Annotated in this window: 22 protein-coding genes; 15 read left to right on the top strand and 7 right to left on the bottom strand. The window is 67.1% G+C overall.

Annotation, left to right across the window (positions count from 1 at the left end; all coding sequences use genetic code 11):
* Positions 1-75 precede the first annotated feature (75 nt).
* Both ACWELJ_RS10785 and ACWELJ_RS10780 read left to right on the top strand, forming a co-directional pair.
* Positions 76-1,407: an MFS transporter gene (locus ACWELJ_RS10785; RefSeq protein WP_452365959.1), complete on the top strand. Its 1,332-nt coding sequence runs from the start codon at positions 76-78 to the stop codon at positions 1,405-1,407.
* A gap of 66 nt (positions 1,408-1,473) precedes the next feature.
* Positions 1,474-2,385: a family 43 glycosylhydrolase gene (locus ACWELJ_RS10780; RefSeq protein WP_452365958.1), complete on the top strand. Its 912-nt coding sequence runs from the start codon at positions 1,474-1,476 to the stop codon at positions 2,383-2,385.
* Positions 2,386-2,393: 8 nt separating this feature from the next.
* Here ACWELJ_RS10780 and ACWELJ_RS10775 read toward each other — a convergent pair whose 3' ends face one another.
* A complete protein-coding gene (locus ACWELJ_RS10775; protein WP_452365957.1) occupies positions 2,394-3,344 on the bottom strand; it encodes a helix-turn-helix transcriptional regulator in 951 nt (316 codons plus the stop codon).
* Positions 3,345-3,445: 101 nt separating this feature from the next.
* Here ACWELJ_RS10775 and ACWELJ_RS10770 point away from each other — a divergent pair, with 101 nt between their 5' ends.
* Both ACWELJ_RS10770 and ychF read left to right on the top strand, forming a co-directional pair.
* On the top strand, positions 3,446-4,069 hold the full coding sequence (locus tag ACWELJ_RS10770; RefSeq protein WP_452365956.1) for a TIGR03086 family metal-binding protein: 624 nt from the start codon (positions 3,446-3,448) through the stop codon (positions 4,067-4,069).
* Positions 4,070-4,132: 63 nt separating this feature from the next.
* Positions 4,133-5,212 carry a redox-regulated ATPase YchF gene (gene ychF, locus ACWELJ_RS10765; protein ID WP_452365955.1) on the top strand — a complete coding sequence of 360 codons (1,080 nt, stop codon included), beginning with the start codon at positions 4,133-4,135 and terminating at the stop codon, positions 5,210-5,212.
* A gap of 190 nt (positions 5,213-5,402) precedes the next feature.
* Here ychF and ACWELJ_RS10760 read toward each other — a convergent pair whose 3' ends face one another.
* The gene (locus ACWELJ_RS10760) at positions 5,403-5,561 is read right to left on the bottom strand and encodes a helix-turn-helix domain-containing protein (protein WP_452365954.1); all 159 of its coding nucleotides are present in this window, start codon (positions 5,559-5,561) and stop codon (positions 5,403-5,405) included.
* Positions 5,562-5,602: 41 nt separating this feature from the next.
* On the opposite strand from ACWELJ_RS10760, the gene ACWELJ_RS10755 reads away from it, so the two are divergent.
* A complete protein-coding gene (locus ACWELJ_RS10755) occupies positions 5,603-6,103 on the top strand; it encodes a hypothetical protein (protein WP_452365953.1) in 501 nt (166 codons plus the stop codon).
* Between the two features lie 138 nt (positions 6,104-6,241).
* Here ACWELJ_RS10755 and ACWELJ_RS10750 read toward each other — a convergent pair whose 3' ends face one another.
* Positions 6,242-6,571, bottom strand: a complete 330-nt coding sequence (locus ACWELJ_RS10750) for a hypothetical protein (RefSeq protein ID WP_452365952.1) — start codon at positions 6,569-6,571, stop codon at positions 6,242-6,244.
* Positions 6,572-6,733: 162 nt separating this feature from the next.
* On the opposite strand from ACWELJ_RS10750, the gene ACWELJ_RS10745 reads away from it, so the two are divergent.
* The 4 genes from ACWELJ_RS10745 to ACWELJ_RS10730 all read left to right on the top strand — a co-directional run bounded on the left by ACWELJ_RS10745 (position 6,734) and on the right by ACWELJ_RS10730 (position 9,064).
* Positions 6,734-7,420 carry a hypothetical protein gene (locus ACWELJ_RS10745; RefSeq protein ID WP_452365951.1) on the top strand — a complete coding sequence of 229 codons (687 nt, stop codon included), beginning with the start codon at positions 6,734-6,736 and terminating at the stop codon, positions 7,418-7,420.
* Between the two features lie 578 nt (positions 7,421-7,998).
* Positions 7,999-8,490 (top strand): hypothetical protein, encoded by a 492-nt coding sequence (locus ACWELJ_RS10740; protein ID WP_452365950.1) that lies wholly within the window; start codon positions 7,999-8,001, stop codon positions 8,488-8,490.
* Positions 8,491-8,681: 191 nt separating this feature from the next.
* Positions 8,682-8,840, top strand: a complete 159-nt coding sequence (locus ACWELJ_RS10735; RefSeq protein WP_452365949.1) for a hypothetical protein — start codon at positions 8,682-8,684, stop codon at positions 8,838-8,840.
* 8 nt (positions 8,841-8,848) lie between these two features.
* A complete protein-coding gene (locus ACWELJ_RS10730) occupies positions 8,849-9,064 on the top strand; it encodes a hypothetical protein (RefSeq protein ID WP_452365948.1) in 216 nt (71 codons plus the stop codon).
* Between the two features lie 517 nt (positions 9,065-9,581).
* Here ACWELJ_RS10730 and ACWELJ_RS10725 read toward each other — a convergent pair.
* Positions 9,582-10,421 carry a LysR family transcriptional regulator gene (locus ACWELJ_RS10725; RefSeq protein ID WP_452365947.1) on the bottom strand — a complete coding sequence of 280 codons (840 nt, stop codon included), beginning with the start codon at positions 10,419-10,421 and terminating at the stop codon, positions 9,582-9,584.
* 105 nt (positions 10,422-10,526) lie between these two features.
* On the opposite strand from ACWELJ_RS10725, the gene ACWELJ_RS10720 reads away from it, so the two are divergent.
* From ACWELJ_RS10720 to ACWELJ_RS10710, 3 genes are all read left to right on the top strand, one after another.
* Positions 10,527-11,261 (top strand): SDR family NAD(P)-dependent oxidoreductase, encoded by a 735-nt coding sequence (locus ACWELJ_RS10720; protein WP_452365946.1) that lies wholly within the window; start codon positions 10,527-10,529, stop codon positions 11,259-11,261.
* Between the two features lie 8 nt (positions 11,262-11,269).
* Positions 11,270-12,193, top strand: a complete 924-nt coding sequence (locus ACWELJ_RS10715; RefSeq protein WP_452365972.1) for an NADP-dependent oxidoreductase — start codon at positions 11,270-11,272, stop codon at positions 12,191-12,193.
* A 111-nt stretch (positions 12,194-12,304) separates the two neighbouring features.
* Entirely contained in the window at positions 12,305-12,817 is a 513-nt protein-coding gene (locus ACWELJ_RS10710; RefSeq protein ID WP_452365945.1) for a nitroreductase/quinone reductase family protein, read from the top strand.
* Between the two features lie 133 nt (positions 12,818-12,950).
* Here the strand turns inward: ACWELJ_RS10710 and ACWELJ_RS10705 are convergent, their stop codons facing one another.
* Both ACWELJ_RS10705 and ACWELJ_RS10700 read right to left on the bottom strand, forming a co-directional pair.
* Positions 12,951-13,349 carry a DUF4870 domain-containing protein gene (locus ACWELJ_RS10705; RefSeq protein WP_452365944.1) on the bottom strand — a complete coding sequence of 133 codons (399 nt, stop codon included), beginning with the start codon at positions 13,347-13,349 and terminating at the stop codon, positions 12,951-12,953.
* A 106-nt stretch (positions 13,350-13,455) separates the two neighbouring features.
* Positions 13,456-13,695 (bottom strand): hypothetical protein, encoded by a 240-nt coding sequence (locus ACWELJ_RS10700; RefSeq protein ID WP_452365943.1) that lies wholly within the window; start codon positions 13,693-13,695, stop codon positions 13,456-13,458.
* Positions 13,696-13,853: 158 nt separating this feature from the next.
* Here ACWELJ_RS10700 and ACWELJ_RS10695 point away from each other — a divergent pair, with 158 nt between their 5' ends.
* The 3 genes from ACWELJ_RS10695 (at position 13,854) to ACWELJ_RS10685 (ending at position 16,091) form a co-directional block, all read left to right on the top strand.
* Positions 13,854-14,366, top strand: coding sequence for a nucleoside deaminase (locus ACWELJ_RS10695; protein ID WP_452365942.1), 513 nt, complete (start codon positions 13,854-13,856; stop codon positions 14,364-14,366).
* A gap of 305 nt (positions 14,367-14,671) precedes the next feature.
* Entirely contained in the window at positions 14,672-15,355 is a 684-nt protein-coding gene (locus ACWELJ_RS10690) for a GNAT family N-acetyltransferase (protein WP_452365941.1), read from the top strand.
* A 190-nt stretch (positions 15,356-15,545) separates the two neighbouring features.
* Entirely contained in the window at positions 15,546-16,091 is a 546-nt protein-coding gene (locus tag ACWELJ_RS10685) for a hypothetical protein (RefSeq protein WP_452365940.1), read from the top strand.
* A 16-nt stretch (positions 16,092-16,107) separates the two neighbouring features.
* Here the strand turns inward: ACWELJ_RS10685 and ACWELJ_RS10680 are convergent, their stop codons facing one another.
* Positions 16,108-16,584: an MmyB family transcriptional regulator gene (locus ACWELJ_RS10680; protein WP_452365939.1), complete on the bottom strand. Its 477-nt coding sequence runs from the start codon at positions 16,582-16,584 to the stop codon at positions 16,108-16,110.
* Positions 16,585-16,611 lie beyond the last annotated feature (27 nt).

The raw sequence follows: 16,611 nt of genomic DNA, 5'->3' as shown, positions 1-16,611 counted from the left end.
GTGACGCTGTGCGCCGGAGCGCGGACCGAGGTCGTCGGAGTTTGCCCGGGGTGAGCATGGGTATCGGTTTGTCACATGCGAGAGAAGACGGAATCGAGCAACGCCGGGCTTCCGCTGCGGAGGTCGGTTGCCGCGAGTGCCATGGGCAACGCCACCGAGTGGTTCGACTACGGGGTGTACGCCGCCACGGCCGGGTATCTCACCTCCGCCTTCTTCCCGGGATCGCTGGGGACGCTCGGCACCATGCTGGGCTTCGCCATCTCGTTCCTGCTGCGCCCGCTGGGCGGCATGGTGTGGGGGCCGCTGGGGGATCGGATCGGCCGCAAGGCGGTGCTGGCGACCACGATCCTGATCATGACGGCGGCCACCGGAGCTATCGGGATCCTGCCGACACACGGGCAGGTCGGGGTGCTCGCGCCGATCCTGTTGATCCTGCTCCGCGTCGTACAAGGGTTCTCCACCGGCGGTGAGTACGGCGGCGCCGCAACCTATCTCGCGGAATGCGCGGAGGATCGCCGGCGCGGATTCCTGGGCAGCTTCCTCGAATTCGGGACTCTCGCGGGGTTCGTCGGCGGTTCGGCCGTCGTGCTGGCCTGTCAGCTCGCGCTCGGGTCCGATGCCATGTACGCGGGCGGGTGGCGCATCCCGTTCCTGCTGGCCATCCCGCTGGGCCTGACCGGCTGGTACCTGCGCGGCCGGCTGGACGAGTCGCCGGTGTTCACCGAAATGTCCGCGCGGGACGACCGGGACACCCCGGCGGGTGGCCTGCGCGTGGTGCTCACCACCTATCGGCGTGAACTACTCACGCTGATCGGCCTGGTGGTGGCCCTCAACGTAGTGAACTACACGCTGCTCACGTACCAGCCCACCTACCTGCAGCGGACGATCGGCCTGGGCGAATCCACCACCACCGCCATGATGTTGATCGGCCAGGTGGTGATGATGGTGTCGCTGCCGTTCTTCGGGCGGCTCTCCGACCGGGTCGGGCGGCGTCCGATGTGGCTGGTGTCGCTGGTGGGGTTGGCCGTGGCCGCCATACCCATGTACTGGCTGATGGGCCGTGGAACCGTGTGGGCCGTGGTCGGATTCGTGGTGCTGGGGTTGCTGTACGTGCCGCAGCTGTCGACGATCAGCTCCACCTTCCCGGCCATCTTCCCCACGCACGTCCGGTACGCCGGATTCGCATTGGGCTACAACGTGTCCACGGCGGTCTTCGGCGGTACGGCGCCGCTGGTCAACGAGGCGGTCATCGAACACACCGGTTGGTCGCTATTTCCGGCGGGCTACATGGTCGCGGCATCCCTGATCGGACTGGTCGCCTGCGTCTTCCTCCGTGAAACCGCGGGAACCTCACTGCACGGCACCGAGATTCCCGAAACCGAGCTCGTACCCGCGCTGGAAAGGTGACGGCGGTCGCGAATTTCGCGGCGCGGCGGCTACGTGTCGGCAAACAGTCCTTGAATAATGCTGTGGATGGACATGATCCGGTGGAATCGTCGGTCCGTGCTGGCCTCGATCGCCTTGCTCTCGCTCGGCGCCGGGGTCGGGACGCGGGCGGCGGTAGCGCGAGCGGCGGCGGGCACCCGGTACACGATGACCGCCTTCACCAACAGCAGCGATTCCGAGCTGTATGTATACGAATCCGAGGACGCGACCAACTTCGAGCTGCTCGGCGCGAATGCCTACCGGCCCCCGGCCGGGCTGGTTCGAGACCCCAGCCTGCTCAGACATACCGATGGTTCGTACTACATCACCTACACCACCGCCGGCGACGGCCATACGATCGGATTCGCCCGCAGCGCGGACCGGGTCAACTGGACGCATGTGAGCGACTATCCCGTGCCCGTTCCCAAGGCTGAAGCGGCCTGGGCCCCAAAGTGGTTCACCCTCATGCCCGGCTTCGTCGGCGTGCTCGTCTCCATCTCGCAGGGCCACGGGTTCACCCCCTATCTGATGGTCGCGACCGATCCGGCCCGCCCGATCTGGAGCCCGCCGATTCCGCTGATCGGGATCGGCCCGCAACAGCCGGGCCACCTCGGTTTCATCGACACCACCATCGTGGCGAACAACGGCAGCTATTACGCCTTCGCCAAGAACGAATCCACCAAGTTCATCGAGCTCGCGGTCGCCGCCCACCCGCTCGGGCCGTACCGGTTCATCGGCCTCGGCGACTGGGCGGGCTGGGGCGCGCCCCGGGAGGGGCAGTGTGTGGTCGCGCTGCCGAGCGGCGGCCATCGGATCTACTTCGACGCGTACACCGAGGGAAAGTACTTCTACAGCGACAGTTTCGACGGTTTCCGCACCTGGACCGCACCGGTCGAGCTGCCCGAACTGTCTGGAACAGTCCGGCATTTCACGGTGCTGTCCGAGCAGATCGCGCGGTAGTCCCGCAGTCACTGCTCGGTCGCGGCCGCATAGCGGCGGGCGAGCGTGCGCAGGTGGGCGACGAGTTCCGGCGGTTCGGTGACGCGGAAGTCCATCATCAGCATGCTGAGATAGATGGCGATGGTCTCCAGGCGGTCGGCCCCGGTCAGCAGCAGGCAGGAAGCGTCGTCGAGTGGTTCCACCACGCCGACCGTCGGATTGATCCGGGCGATGACGGTCTCGGCGGGCGCCAACACCGTGACGCGGGCGTGGACTTGCCAACCGGTGGAGGCTATTTCGCGCAACACGAACGCGACCAGGTCGGAGTCGGGGAGGGCTCGCGCGGCGAAATGACGTGTGCCGGGCCGGATCTCGGTCATCGAGGCCACGGGAAGCGCCTGCCAGGCATGGGTGGCGAGGCGGTAGGCCACCAGATACCAGCGGCGTTGCCAGCTGATCAGCCGGTAAGGCTCCAGTTCGGCTCCGTCGGCGTGGACAGTGGTGGCGCCACGGATGGCGGTTGCCAGGGTGGCGAGGGTTTCGGCGGGTACGGGAGCATCCGGCTCGCGGGAACCGGTGACGGCCGGGCCGATGTCGGTGACCGTGCGCAAGGCGGTGACCTTCCGCTGCAGCCGTTTCGGGAGGATGCGATCCAGCTTCGACTGGGCGCGTTCGAGATTGGCCTGGATATCGGTGATGCCCGTGCTGCCATCGGCCGCCACGTTCATGGCGACCGCCACCGCGACCGCCTCGTCATCGTCGAGCAGCAGCGGCGGCATGGTGGCCCCTTGACCGAGCCGGTAGCCGCCGATCGGCCCGCGTTCGGCGTGGACGGGGTAACCGAGATTGCGCAGCCGAGCGATGTCCTGACGCAGGGTGCGGTCGGTGACGTTCATGCGTTCGGCCAGGTCACGGCCGGTGTGGGTGCCTTCCTGGAGGAGCGTCAGCAGGCGGAGCAATCGGGTTGTGGGGGAGGTCACACCTAATCCCTTCACTCGGCCGGGTTGATTAGGAAGAAATTCAGCCTAATCGGGTCATACCTTTATCTCAACGGATCGAAACGACCTGAGAGGCAAGAACAATGAACGCGCAGAACGAGAACTCGCCCGCCGCCGTCCTCGCCCCCGTGTGGCGCGACGTGCTCGCCGCCTCGCACCGGGCGCTCGCCGACGTCGTCGCCGGAGTGAGCGCGGACCAGTGGGACAACGCCACCCCCTGCTCGGAATGGACCGTCACCCAGGTCGTCCAGCACGCCGCGGGTGACCAGCTCGCCTACGCCAAGTTCCTCGGCATCGGTGACGGCCCCGCCTACAACCCCTTCGAACCGTCCGGCGCCATCGACGGCAAGCCGGCCGAATTGGTTTCCGCCGCCATCGAACCCACCGCCACCGCCTGGGCCACCGTCACCGACGGTACCGAGACCGTCCCCACCCCGCTCCCGCAGGGCGAACTGCCCACCCCGGTCGCCGCTGTCATGTGCGCCCTCGACGCCGCCGTGCACGCCTGGGACATCGCCATCGGCACCGGCCAGGCCTCCCCGCTCACCGACGAACTGGCCGGGCATCTCCTGATCGCCGCCCACGCCCTGGTCGAGCCGCTGCGCGACTACGGCGTGTACGCCCCGATCGTCACCGACGCCCCCGTGACCGGCACCCCGGTGGTGGCCGAGCTGCTGGCCTACCTCGGCCGCGAGCCACGTGCCTGACCGGCGCGGGCCCGGACCTGCGGTGACGGTGCGGGCCGACGGGCCGGGTAGACTCCCACTCTCGTGAGTCTCACCCTCGGAATCGTCGGCCTGCCCAACGTCGGAAAGTCGACGCTGTTCAACGCCCTGACGCGCAATGACGTGCTGGCCGCGAACTACCCGTTCGCCACGATCGAGCCGAATGTCGGCGTGGTGCCGCTGCCGGACCCGCGGTTGGGCAAGCTGGCCGAGATCTTCGGGTCCGAGCGGCTGGTTCCCGCCGTGGTGTCGTTCGTCGACATCGCGGGCATCGTGAAGGGCGCGTCCGAGGGCGCCGGGCTGGGCAACAAGTTCCTCGCCAACATTCGTGAGGCCGACGCCATCTGCCAGGTCGTGCGCGTGTTCGCCGACGACGACGTGATCCACGTCGACGGCAAGGTCGACCCGCTGTCCGATATCGAGGTCATCGAGACCGAGCTCATCCTCGCCGACCTGCAGACCCTCGAGAAGGCTGTGGTCCGGCTCGAGAAGGAAGCCAAGGTCAAGAAGGACCGCAAGCCGGTCGCCGACGCCGCCAAGCAGGCGCAGGAGATCCTCAACGGCGGCAAGACACTGTTCGCCGCCCGCGCGCAGATCGAGACCGAGCTGCTCAAGGAACTGTCGCTGCTCACCATCAAGCCGTTCCTCTACGTCTTCAACGCCGACGAGGCGATCCTCACCGACGAGGACAAGAAGGCCGAGCTGAAGGCCGCCGTCGCCCCCGCCGACGCCGTCTTCCTCGACGCCAAGGTCGAAGCCGAACTCCTCGAACTCGACGAGGAATCCGCCCTCGAACTCCTGGAATCCATCGGCCAGACCGAACCCGGCCTGCACGCTCTGGCCCGCGCCGGCTTCCACACCCTCGGCCTGCAGACCTACCTCACCGCCGGCCCCAAGGAAGCCCGCGCCTGGACCATCCACCAGGGCGACACCGCCCCCAAGGCCGCCGGCGTCATCCACACCGACTTCGAACGCGGCTTCATCAAGGCCGAGATCGTCGCCTTCGACGACCTCGTCGCCGCCGGCTCCATGGCCGCCGCCAAGTCCGCGGGCAAGGTGCGGATGGAAGGCAAGGAATACGTCATGGTCGACGGCGACGTCGTGGAGTTCCGCTTCAACGTCTGAGTCCCGCACCGGCGACGCGCCAGTCGCCGGCGGTCGAACCCGCCACGCGCGCAGTCCGATCGAGCCCCGTCCGGTGTTCCGGACGGGGCTCAGCTGTGTCTTGGCTATCCGCAGTGCCGGTTCGATCAGCGCGCCTCGCGGAGTTTCAGGATGGCCTGCGGCTGACAGCTCCGTGCACTCGCAGCGAGTGTCAGATTCGGCTGATATCAATAGATTCCGGCTCAAGCGCGGCGGACAGCAGCACCGCCTTGTTGGGGAAGTAGTGCAGGACCCCGGGCTGGGACAGGCCGCAGCGTTCGGCGATCTCGGCGATGGAGGTGCTGCGGCGGGCCACGAGATACTGTGGCATGGGCGGCGCTTGGTTCAACGCCGCAATGGGGGAGGTATCCCGTGGGGACAGCGGCCATCGCTGCGGTCGCGGCGCTACTTGGCGTCGCTTTGGGGCGATTGTGGGACACGCGAGCTGAAGCCACACGCTGGCGTCGCGACCAGACGATGGCCGCCTACCAAACATTGTCAGAAGCATTCCGTGCCAGCTACGACGATATCCAGACCATCGCCTTCACCGACCCGACCGACCCTGATTACGCCATCACGGTGCGGACCGTTCTCACGACCGGAAACCACCGATGGCACGATGCCGCGACCGCCGTCTGGATCTATGGCGCTCCGGCCACCATCGCCGCCGCGGCAGCCCTGGGTCGCGAGTTGACCTCTCTTTATACCGACGCGGTCAAAACGAAGTTCACTACCGAACAATGGGCCGTCGCCCGTGTCCCAGCTCGCCGGGCCTTCGAGACGTACCTCGGCGCAGTCCGGCAGGCCCTGCACCTCACGCCTGTGCCGGACACCTTCTACGATGACGGCCAGCCAGAACCGGGAACAACGTAGGCCAGAAGCAGGACAGGAATCCCCGCCCACCAGTCGGCGGGGCCGTTTCGATCCACGCACAATGCGGCATTTCAGGATGTTCGGCTGCGGTACCTCATGGCCATTCGACTGTTCGCCAGCGGTGACCGAGGTTCACTGTCAGTCTGTCGTCCACGGAACGAGAATCTCCACCCGGACATCGAACAGAAAGGGCATACCGGCGCGGCTGATCGTCCACCACGGGCTGACCGTAGCGATGTCGCCGTTGATCTCTTCGATCGAGCACTGAATGCTGGTCGCGCGAGGGTAGGTCGATGTCGGCAGCAGATCGGCGCCGAAGATGGCGCACTTGTCGACCAGCCAGTGGGGGCGACCGTTGGCATCCACAACCTCGACCAGGACCAACCCGGGCTGCGGTTCATCGCAAAGCCAGTAGGCAGCCGTGGCTGGTAGGTAACACCTGTCGCCCGTGGCCCAGTTCGGTGTCATGGCAGGACCATAACGACCCAGCCGTATGAACGCGATCCAGATCCGACGGACCGACCGCCTCAGTGTTCGTGGTCAACGAAATGGTCATCGGCATGAGCGCGCACTTGAGTGCACTGGAGCCAGCGTCGTTCGTGATCGGTTGGGGCTTACTGCAACTGGCTGGTGACAGGTGAAGCCGATCGGTTGGATAATCCGGGTGTGGGGGCGGATCTGATCAGCTTGGCCGTGGCGGGTGTCGGTGTGTTCGGCACGTTTGGCGCGGCGGTGGCTGCGCAGTGGGCGGCGTTGAGGGGCAAACGCCTTGACGCTGAGATCCAGCGGGGGCACCAGGCTGAGCAGCATGCCGAGTCGGTGCGTGTGCACGAGCGTGAGCAGAAGCAATCGGTGTATTCGGGGTTCAATGCTGCGGCTCGGAATTATCGAATGGAGCTGCACCACTGTGTGATGGAGCTGGAGCGGGGTAGGTCAGCCGACGTTGCGAGGCTGGAGAGCGAACGTGCGCACTACCGTGAGGTGTATGCGCAAGCCCAGATGATCGTGCCCGACCGGGTGCTGACGGTCGCTTCCGAAGTGGATCTGTGCCTGGGTAATTCGTACCGTGCGGTGTGCAACATGATTGATCATGCCGACGCGGATGTGCTGGGGCGGTTGCATCTGTGGCTGGATACCTCAGTGTCGGATGCGGTCTGGTTGCTTCGACAGGTGCTCCGTGAGGATCTGGGGGTCGCGATCGTGGCAGCAGATCTCGAAGCCAGAGTGTCGGCATTGTCCTTGGCGAGGGCCATACAGTTCGACTCCGGAGCGGGTGTGGCGAGCTGCAACCTCAAGGGCGACGTTGGCGCGCAGTAGCCGGCGCCGAGTCCTACGACGGTTGGTCGGGGCAGCGGATTGAGGTTATTCGGTTCCGAAACGCGGGTCGGGGCGTTTGACGTGCAGATATTCGACGGCGCGGCGGTCGAATTCCGAAGCGGACTAGCGTCTGCGAAGAAGTAGGGCAGCGCGTGTATCGCTGCTGGTAGAGACTTCGCTGAGCCCCCGTCCGGTTGCCGGGTGGGGGCTCAGTCGTTCCGTCGGAGCAGTGCCGAGGCGATCTGCAGACAAACGGGATTCCGAACGTTTCGGCCTGCGGAAACGCGGGTGGATCCGGCGAGGTGTTCGGGTTCGGCTAACGATCGTTTTCCGAACACCGCGATCGGCGGTCTCGGGTGTGTCGTGGGCTGTATCGTCGCCGGTGAGGACATTTCGATCGTAGGTTCCGGTACTTCGTGTCGCTCGTTCGTGCGCGCTCTGCGTACGAGGGCAGGCAACCGTACGGCGTGGTCTACAGATAGGAGTGTGCGAAGGGGACAGCTCTACCGAACCTGGCCGAATCCCTCGGCGACAAGGTCAAGATCAGCGGAATCGTCCGGAACAAGGATGCGACGACGGTGAGCATAGAGGTCTATGCCGCCGATGGCAGCAAGGGTGGAACCGGCAAGGCCGTGCTCAAGGGCTTGCAGATCGGTGACTCCATCGGCAACTGGTCGCTGGTCGTGCCGTCCAACATCAGCCCTGGCCCGTTCAACGAGGGCAGCGTGGTGTCTTATCAGCTCACGATGCGCAACCCTGCCGGCGAGGAGATGTACGGCGAGACCGGAATGCTCAAGATGGGGGAGTCTCGAGCCGAGCGCGACGCCAAGGCCGCAGCTCAGGCACGCGAGCTTGCATATCGAGAGCGCATCGGGACGTTGGACAAGTGGTGGAACACCGTCTATGCGGAGCTCAAGAAACAGTCAGGTAAGTCTCCCGATGAGAGTTGGGGCTACTCTCCTACACGCTGGTGGGGTGACGAGTGCTATCAGGAAAACGGGCGATTCCCTGACGCGGCCTGGGTAGCGAAAACCTACCTCGCCACTGGTAAGTGGCCGGTTGGCGAATGATCGTGTCGGCCCGCTGGTTTCACCGCCAGCGGGCCGATGGGGCCTGTGGCCCCCGCCTACCGCAGGTGGTCGTTTTCCGAACGCCCTCCCCTTGCTGGTTCGGGTTCGGGCATTCGTCTGATCGCTGAGGTGGAGCGGTGACACGCTTTAGCGGGCAAGGACAGACCATCGAGTGCGTAAAGGAGATCGTCATGACCCAACCCGGCTCGTCCAATCCGAACGCCTTCGAGGCAGGAATCAACGAGTTCTCCGATTGGACCGAGGAGGAGAGGAACGACATTCTGAGGTCCGATCAGGCACACACACGGATCAGCCCTGACGACACGGAAGTGGACGGCGATCCTCTGTAGGTGGGTTAGTGCTCTGGAGATTGCCCGCCGCGGGCCGGGAGCTGACCCTCGGCGGCGAGCTCGTGGCCCCCGACCGCAACGGGGTGCCGCGGTTCTCCCGCATCGGCCGCCGCCTGGGCATGACCCATCCCAGCCCCGCACTGATCCAGGCAGCGCCCGCGCGGCTGTACGTGTTCGACCTGCTGGGTTTCGGGGACCGGGACCTACGCACGCTACCTACCTGAAACGCCGCGCCCACCTCGAACGACTGCCGCTACCGCACGGCCCGATCCTGCTCTCCCCGTTCTACCGCGGGATCCCGGTCTCGCGGATGCTGGAGGTCGCCGCCGAACACGACATCGAGGGTGTGATCGGCAAGCGCATTGACTCGACCTATAGGGCTGGGCGGTCGCAGGCCTGGCGGAAGCTCCCGCTGCGGCGGGCGACCGAAGCGGTCGTGGTCGGATGGCTGCCCGGCCACGCCGGCCGAGGGTGGGTCCGGCGGATGTAGCGCAGAGGTTATTCGGTTCCGGAACGCGAGTCGAGGGGTGAGCAGGGCGTTTGACGTGCAGATATTCGACGGCGCGGCCGTGGAGTTCCGCTTCAACGTCTGAGTCCCGCACCGGCGACGCGCCAGTCGCCGGCGATCGAACCGCCACGCGCGCAGTCCGATCGAGCCCCGTCCGGTGTTCCGGACGGGGCTCGGTCGTATCGGTGGTTGATCGGGACCGCACGCCGTGCGGCAAGTGGCGATGGCGTCGGCTAGAGGTTGGTCGCGGTGCGGACCAGGGCGGCGACGGCTTGGGAGCGGCTGTGTGGGGGCCAGGCGATGACGGTGGTGACGGGGGGTGCGTCCGGGACCGGGACGGTGGCGTGGTCGGCGCGTAGTTGGGTTCGGAGGGACTCGGGTACGACGGCGCAGGCTCGGCCCAGTCTGATCAGCTGGATCAGCTGGGTGTGGTCGCGGACCTGGGGGCCGGGGCCGTCCGGGTAGGTTCCGTCGGGGCGGGGCCAGCGTGGCAGGGGGAGGTCCGGCAGGGTGGTGACCTCGGTCATCGACAGGTGGGGGCGGTGGGCGAGGGGGTGTCCGGCGGGCAGGACCACGACCTGCTGTTCGGTGTGGAGGTCCTCGGTGTCGAATCCGGCCGTGGTGTCGTAGGGGCGGTGGAGCAGGGCGATGTCGGCAGTTCCGTTGCGTAGCAGTCGTTCCGGTTCGCCGGGGCCGCACAGCACCACCTCGACCGCGACAGCGCCGGGGTCGGCGGCGTAGGCGTCCAGCAGCTTCGACAACAGTTCGCTCGACGCTCCCGCCTTGGCGGCCAGCACCACACCGGGCCGCTCGGCGGCGGCGCGGCGGGTGCGGCGCTCGGCGGCTTCGACCGCTTCGAGGGCGAGGCGGGCCTCCCGCATCAGTACCGACCCGGCCTCGGTCAGGGTGATCGCGCGTGAACCGCGGTGCAGCAGAACGACTCCGAGCCGTCGTTCCAATTGCTGGATCGCCCGCGACAGCGGTGGTTGTGCCATCGCGAGCCGTTGCGCCGCCCGCCCGAAGTGCAACTCCTCGGCGACAGCGACGAAGTATCGCAATTCCCGCGTCTCCACCGGGTCATCGTATCCGGCGCTCACCACGACCGATACCCGTGCGGTATCGCCGCCCACCCGATCGGTCTTGGACGCCGCCCCCGCGTCCGCAGCAGGATCGGCGGTGTGAGTAAGCAGACGATCGCGCTGGTGACCGGCGCCAACAAGGGAATCGGATACGAGATCGCCGCCGGCCTGGGCGCGCTCGGCTGGCGAATCGGGGTGGGCGCGCGCGACCCGCACCGCCGCGACACCGCGGTGGAGAAACTGCGCGCGGCCGGGGTCGACGCGTTCGGCGTGCCACTCGACGTCACCGACGACGCGAGCGTGGCCGCGGCGGCCGAATTGATCGCCGACCAGGCCGGAGGGCTCGACGTCCTGGTGAACAATGCCGCGATCAACGGCATCACCGGTGATAAGCCGCAGACACCGACCACGGTCGATCCCGCGACCGTGCGAACCATCGTGGAAACCAACGTGATCGGGGTCATCCGGGTCACCAACGCGATGCTGCCGATGCTGCGCGCCTCGGCCTCGCCGCGGATCGTCAATATGTCCAGCAGTGTCGGCTCGCTCGCCCTGCAGACCACACCCGGCATCGACATGGGCCCGGTTCCCGCCGCCTATCTGGCGTCGAAGACCTTCCTCAACGCCGTTACCATCCAATACGTCAAGGAACTGAGCGACACCAAGATCCTGATCAACTCGGGCTGCCCCGGTTTCACCGCCACCGACTTCACCGGATTCAGCGGCGACCGGACACCGCAACAGGGCGCGGCCATCGCGATTCACCTCGCGACCCTGCCCGACGACGGCCCGGCCGGCGAATTCCGCAACGACGCCGGAGCGGTGCCCTGGTGACCGAGACAATGATGAAGGCGGTCAGGTACGACGAATTCGGCGGAATCGACGTCCTGCGCATCGACGAGGTCGACCGCCCCGTCCCCGGGGCGGGGCAGGCCCTCGTCCGGGTGCGGGCGGCGAGCATCAACCCCGGTGAGGCGGCATTGCGCAGCGGCGCGATGACGGACATCTTTCCCTCCGCCTTTCCCTCCGGGCAGGGCAGCGATCTCGCCGGAGTCGTCGTCGAGATCGGCGCCGGAGCCGGCCGATTCTCGCCCGGCGACGAGGTGATCGGATTCACCGATCAGCGAGCCGCTCAGGCCGAGCTGGTCCTCGTCGACATCGGCAACCTCACCCGCAAACCGGGGAACGTCCCGTGGGAGGTGGCGGGCAGCCTGTACATCGCCGGCGTAACCGCCTGGGGGGCAGTGCATTCCGTACAGCTGGAGCAGGGCGAGACCGTCGTCGTGTCCGCGGCGGCCGGCGGCGTCGGCTCGTTCGCCGTGCAGCTCGCGCGCCGCGCCGGAGCCACGGTCATCGGCCTGGCCGGCGAGGGCAACCACGAGTGGCTGCGAAGCCACGGCGTGATCCCCGTCGCGTACGGTGGCGGCGTCAAGGACCGGATCGAGGCCGCCGCACCGGGCGGCGTCCATGCCTTCATCGACGCCTACGGCGGCGGGTATGTCGAACTGGCCCTGGCTCTCGGCGTCGCCATCGAACGGATCGACACCACCATCGATTTCGCGGCAGCCGCGAAGTACGGGGTCAAGACCGAACCCGGGCCCGACGGCAGGGCGGGCGCCGAGGTCCTCGCCGAACTGGCCGCCCTGATCGCCGCCGGACACCTCGAAGTCCCGATCGCGAACGTCTACCCGTTGGCGCAGGTCCGCCAGGCCTACGCCGAACTCGAACGCAGACACACCCACGGCAAAATCGTGCTGACGCCCTAGCCGCCACCAGCCCTCGGCCGAATCGCCACGCACACGGACTGATCGAATGTTCCACGACCTCCCCGTGGAACTAGGACCGGGACAGTCCTATATGACCGCCATACTCGAATCATGAACGACATCGAATCGACTGTGGGACAGCCGGATCAGGCCGACATCACCGACTACGACGATCCGAACGCGCCGTGGAACCAGGCGTGGGACCAGGAGGGCGGCATCGCCAACTGGAACGACGACGTGATCAAGGAGTTCCGGGAGAACTCGGGCAAGGTCGGCGGCGCTTACGCGGGCGGGGACCTCATCCTGCTCACCACCACCGGAGCCAGGAGCGGCAAACGGCACACGACTCCGCTGGGACCCCTGTACCGGGGCGACACCATGTACGTGAGCTCGTTCATCGAGGACAAGTACCCGGCCTGGTGGCACAACATCAAGGCGAATCCGCAGGTCACCATCGAACTCCGGGACAAGACCTACCGGGCGACCGGCGCGGTGCTCGAAGCCGGGGAGTACGACGAGTTCGCGGCCTGGGTGCTGGCCAACAACCCGCTGCTGGCGGATTTCCAGTCCAAGATCGACCGGCCGATTCCCCTCGTCGTGCTGACCCTCGACGGCGAGAGCTGAACGCGCGTGGCCGGCCCCGGGTGAACTCGTCGACGGGCCGGTCGCTGGTAGCGAAGGCATGCCGAAAACAGGCAACGGCCCGAGATAGCCTCGGGCCGTTGATATTCGGAACAGATGGACTTCGAAAGCGCGACTACTTGACCGAGTTGGCCAGCTGATCGGCATACGGGGCGGTGAACTTTCCGACGATGGGGAGCGGCGCGCGGACACCGCCGGTGTTGTTCGCCTGGAGCATGGCCATGATCCACACGACGAGTGCGAGCAGGCCGACCGCCAGCCCGGCGAGGCTGAAGATGATGCCCAGGGCTCCCAGGAGTGAGCCGATGATGCTCAGCGCCATATTGAGCACGGAGACCGCTCCGAAGAAGACGATCGACTGGGAGGCATGGAATTTCACGTCGGGGTCGTTCTTGCCCAGGAACAGGAAGATGATTCCGGTGAGCCAGCCCAGCGCGTAGGACAGGATCGCGCTGGTCTTCTTGTCCACACCGGTGGACTGCGGCTGGTTGGCGGGAGGCTGAGAAAATGTCATGCGGTAAGTAGATGCCGCGCCCGCCGCCTACCGATCCCAACTTTGCCCGGACGACGCGAGCCCCTGCCCGGGCATCGGGCGGGGGCTCACGTCGTGTCGGCCAGCTTCAGCGGTGGCCGCCGACGCCTCCTTCATCATGACCGTTGCCCATATCGCCCTCGTTGTTGTGATCGTCGGGGAAGTACGTGCAGTACGGATTGTTCACATCGGGGTAGGGGCACAGCTCCGAATCGGGGCCGGTGCCCGAGGTGCCCGGATCGTCTGGATCGGCGGCGGCCATGCCGGAGCCGAACGCAATCGCGAGAATGGCCGTAGCCAGCCCCAATGCCGCGCGCTTGGATCTCATGGGATGCCTCCTTGTGTCGAGTGCCCACAGCGAACGCACCCTTCGAAAGCTAGCTGACAGTTCGCTGATTTGCCACGGATGTTGCAGCACTGTGCCCTCGGGGTGTGGCTCGAGCGTGCGCCGGAACCCGGCCGCCCCCGGTGGGCGATGATGGTGACATGAACCCCGGTTCGCGGGACGGCGTCCCGACCGATCTGGATACCCGCTTACTCAGGGCGGCCATCGCCATTGCGGGGCGGGCCCGGGAACGCGGGAATCACCCATTCGGGGCATTGCTCACGGGGCCCGACGGGGTGGTGTTGCTGGAGGCGGAGAACACCGTCCGGACCGGACGGGACGCGACCGGGCACGCGGAGACGAATCTGGTGCGGGCCGCCAGTGCCGCTTATGATGCCGAGTTTCTGCGTGGCTGTACGGTTTACACCAGTTGTGAGCCCTGTGTGATGTGTGCCGGGGCGATCTATTGGGCGAATATCGGGCGGGTGGTTTATGCGCTCGGCGAGGACCAGCTGCTGGGGCTGACCGGGGCGAATCGGCAGAACCCGACGATGGCGCTGCCGTGCCGGGCGGTATTCGCGGCGGGGCAACGGGGGATCGCGGTGGTGGGGCCGGTCGAGCTCGCGGAAGCGCGGGCGGTGCACGGCGGGTTCTGGGGAGAAACGCTGACGTAGTAATACCTTCCAGCGCATAGGTATTCGGGGTTTCGTGGGTCCACGGCCGGGTCGCCGGATGGTAGCGGACGGTCGGCTCGGAATCGGCTGAATGACACCTGTGAAAAGACCGGCGCGACGCGCGGAAAAGCGCTCGAAATTTACATGCCGCCTGCGGCGCGGTGCGCTGGTGTTCCGCTATCGTTCATCCCACTATCCGATGCTGCTACTGGCGCGCCAGGGCTGGTTCGTCGATTCCGGAGTGGGTGGCCGGGGCGGCCAATGCCTGACGCGACCCCCGACCGTCTCCGAAAGATCGAGGGAACGTGCCCGTACCCGTTACTCTGACCGGCCGTCTGGTACGGCTGGAACCCCTTGCGCCGCAGCATGCGTCGGGTCTCACGGAGGCCGCGGCGGGGAATCGTGATGATTATGCGTTCACTCCTGTCCCACACGGTGTGGACGAGGCGCTGGAATACATCGCGCAGGCACTGGCCGGGCATGCCGCGGGCACCTCGGTGGCCTTCGCGATCATCGCCGTCGCCAGTGGCCGGGTGCTGGGCTCGACCCGGTTCACCCGCTTCGACTACTGGCAGGGCCCGGTGGTGTGGCCGCTGGTCCACGGTGCGCCCAGCGACGATCCGCTGCTGGCGGTGCCCGATGCCGCCGAGATCGGGAACACCTGGCTGTCTCCGCAGGCGCGCGGCGCGGGCATCAACCTGGAGTCCAAGCTGCTGTTACTGCAGCACGCCTTCGAGGTGTGGCGGGTGCGGCGCATCGCCATGCGCGCCGATGTCCGGAATCTGCGCTCCCGCATGGCGATCGAACGGCTCGGCGCCACCAGCGACGGGGTCCGGCGGGCGCATTCGCGGGGGCTGGACGGCGAGGTGCGCAGCACCGCGTTCTATTCGATCCTCGAGGACGAGTGGCCCGCTGTCCGGGCCACCATCGAGGGGCAGCTGGCGGCCTTGCCCGCCCAGGGGACGCGCAGCCGCCTGGTCGGCGCGTAGGCCCGAGCTCCCCGCGAACACGATCGGATCGACCGGCAGACCGGTCGGTCTGATCGATGGTCGGCGACTATAATTCCGGGTGTTGCACCGGTCGGGCGTCGAGGAGAGATCTGTCCGAGTCTGGTCACTCGACGAGCCGGCACCACCTCGGATGACCATGCCAGCAAACCTTCCCCCGAAGGAGCGGCGCATGCCCGACCCCATGCGCACGAAAGTCTGCCTCTCCGACAGCGTGTCCGGATCCCCGGTCCTGAGCCTGTTCCTCGTCCCCGAACCCCGCGTGCCCGGCGCCGGCGTCCTGCACCTGGTCGAGCAGACCCCGCTCGCCGCCGGACCCCGCTGGTCGCCCGCCCCGATCCCGAGCCCCAACCCCCACCTCGTGGAGTGGTTACAGGCGCACGGCGCACCCAGCATCCGAACCCGATTCCTGGCCTTCGCCGCCGGGCAACACGACCCGCATCGGGTGCACGTGGTGCTGCACGATCACTTCATCGCCGACCCCGAGCCCCCCATCGGCCTGGACGCGGACGATCCCGACGAGCTGGCCCGGCTCGAGCTGCTGCCCGAGCACTGGCTCGGCCCGCGCCGCATCGACGACTTCCACAACTACGCCGTACGGTCCGCCATGCTCGCCGTCTACCGGCATTTCGGCGTGGACCGGCGCATCCCGCTCATGTACCACGGATACGCCGAACCCGAGGACGGCTGGTTCGAGATCCCGGCCGCGGAGGCTTGACCGAACGGCGCGAAGGTCAGTCGAACGGCACCACGGTCAGCAGCCACCACGGCCGCTGCGGCGCCCGGAATTCGAAGGTCTGCACGTACATCCGCCGCTCCTTGCGGGTCAGCGGATCGTTCATCAGCACCGTGCGCTCATAGGGCGCGGCCGGAACGATCCCGCTGTCCCACAGGCGATCCCAGTCGGGGGAGCGGCGGGCCAGATTGACGATCTCCTCCACCCGGTCCGGCCGCAGCTCGGGGGCGGCGGCGCGGAACGCCGACACCATCACCTGCGCCTCGGCCTCCCAGTCGCCCAGTCGATAGCGGGCCATGGGTTCGAGCAGGATCGCGGTCATCAGATTCGCGCCCGGACCGGTACCCGGGAAGAGCTTTCCGAAGGCGTCGTTGCACGCGACCACGTCGTAGCCGCCGTCGTGCAGGCAGGCCGGATGCGGGAGGCTGTGCAGCACCGCGAGATCGGCGTCGGGCGGCGGAGAGGGGTCGAACACCCTAGGCAGTGTGCGGGATAGCTCTTC

Source organism: Nocardia sp. NPDC004582 (assembly GCF_053602115.1).
The sequence above is the reverse complement of the archived record's forward strand: the minus strand, read 5'-3'. Positions and strand labels throughout refer to the sequence as shown.

What these genes read in the sequence shown, in the direction of transcription:
- ACWELJ_RS10780 (WP_452365958.1), top strand. Translation starts at nt 1,474, where the DNA reads ATGGACATGATCCGGTGGAATCGTCGGTCCGTGCTGGCCTCGATCGCC.
- ACWELJ_RS10700 (WP_452365943.1), bottom strand. Translation starts at nt 13,695, where the DNA reads ATGAGATCCAAGCGCGCGGCATTGGGGCTGGCTACGGCCATTCTCGCG.
- ACWELJ_RS10735 (WP_452365949.1), top strand. Translation starts at nt 8,682, where the DNA reads ATGACCCAACCCGGCTCGTCCAATCCGAACGCCTTCGAGGCAGGAATC.
- ACWELJ_RS10705 (WP_452365944.1), bottom strand. Translation starts at nt 13,349, where the DNA reads ATGACATTTTCTCAGCCTCCCGCCAACCAGCCGCAGTCCACCGGTGTG.
- ACWELJ_RS10710 (WP_452365945.1), top strand. Translation starts at nt 12,305, where the DNA reads ATGAACGACATCGAATCGACTGTGGGACAGCCGGATCAGGCCGACATC.
- ACWELJ_RS10750 (WP_452365952.1), bottom strand. Translation starts at nt 6,571, where the DNA reads ATGACACCGAACTGGGCCACGGGCGACAGGTGTTACCTACCAGCCACG.
- ACWELJ_RS10785 (WP_452365959.1), top strand. Translation starts at nt 76, where the DNA reads ATGCGAGAGAAGACGGAATCGAGCAACGCCGGGCTTCCGCTGCGGAGG.
- ACWELJ_RS10770 (WP_452365956.1), top strand. Translation starts at nt 3,446, where the DNA reads ATGAACGCGCAGAACGAGAACTCGCCCGCCGCCGTCCTCGCCCCCGTG.
- ACWELJ_RS10695 (WP_452365942.1), top strand. Translation starts at nt 13,854, where the DNA reads ATGAACCCCGGTTCGCGGGACGGCGTCCCGACCGATCTGGATACCCGC.
- ACWELJ_RS10715 (WP_452365972.1), top strand. Translation starts at nt 11,270, where the DNA reads ATGATGAAGGCGGTCAGGTACGACGAATTCGGCGGAATCGACGTCCTG.
- ACWELJ_RS10685 (WP_452365940.1), top strand. Translation starts at nt 15,546, where the DNA reads ATGCCCGACCCCATGCGCACGAAAGTCTGCCTCTCCGACAGCGTGTCC.
- ACWELJ_RS10760 (WP_452365954.1), bottom strand. Translation starts at nt 5,561, where the DNA reads ATGCCACAGTATCTCGTGGCCCGCCGCAGCACCTCCATCGCCGAGATC.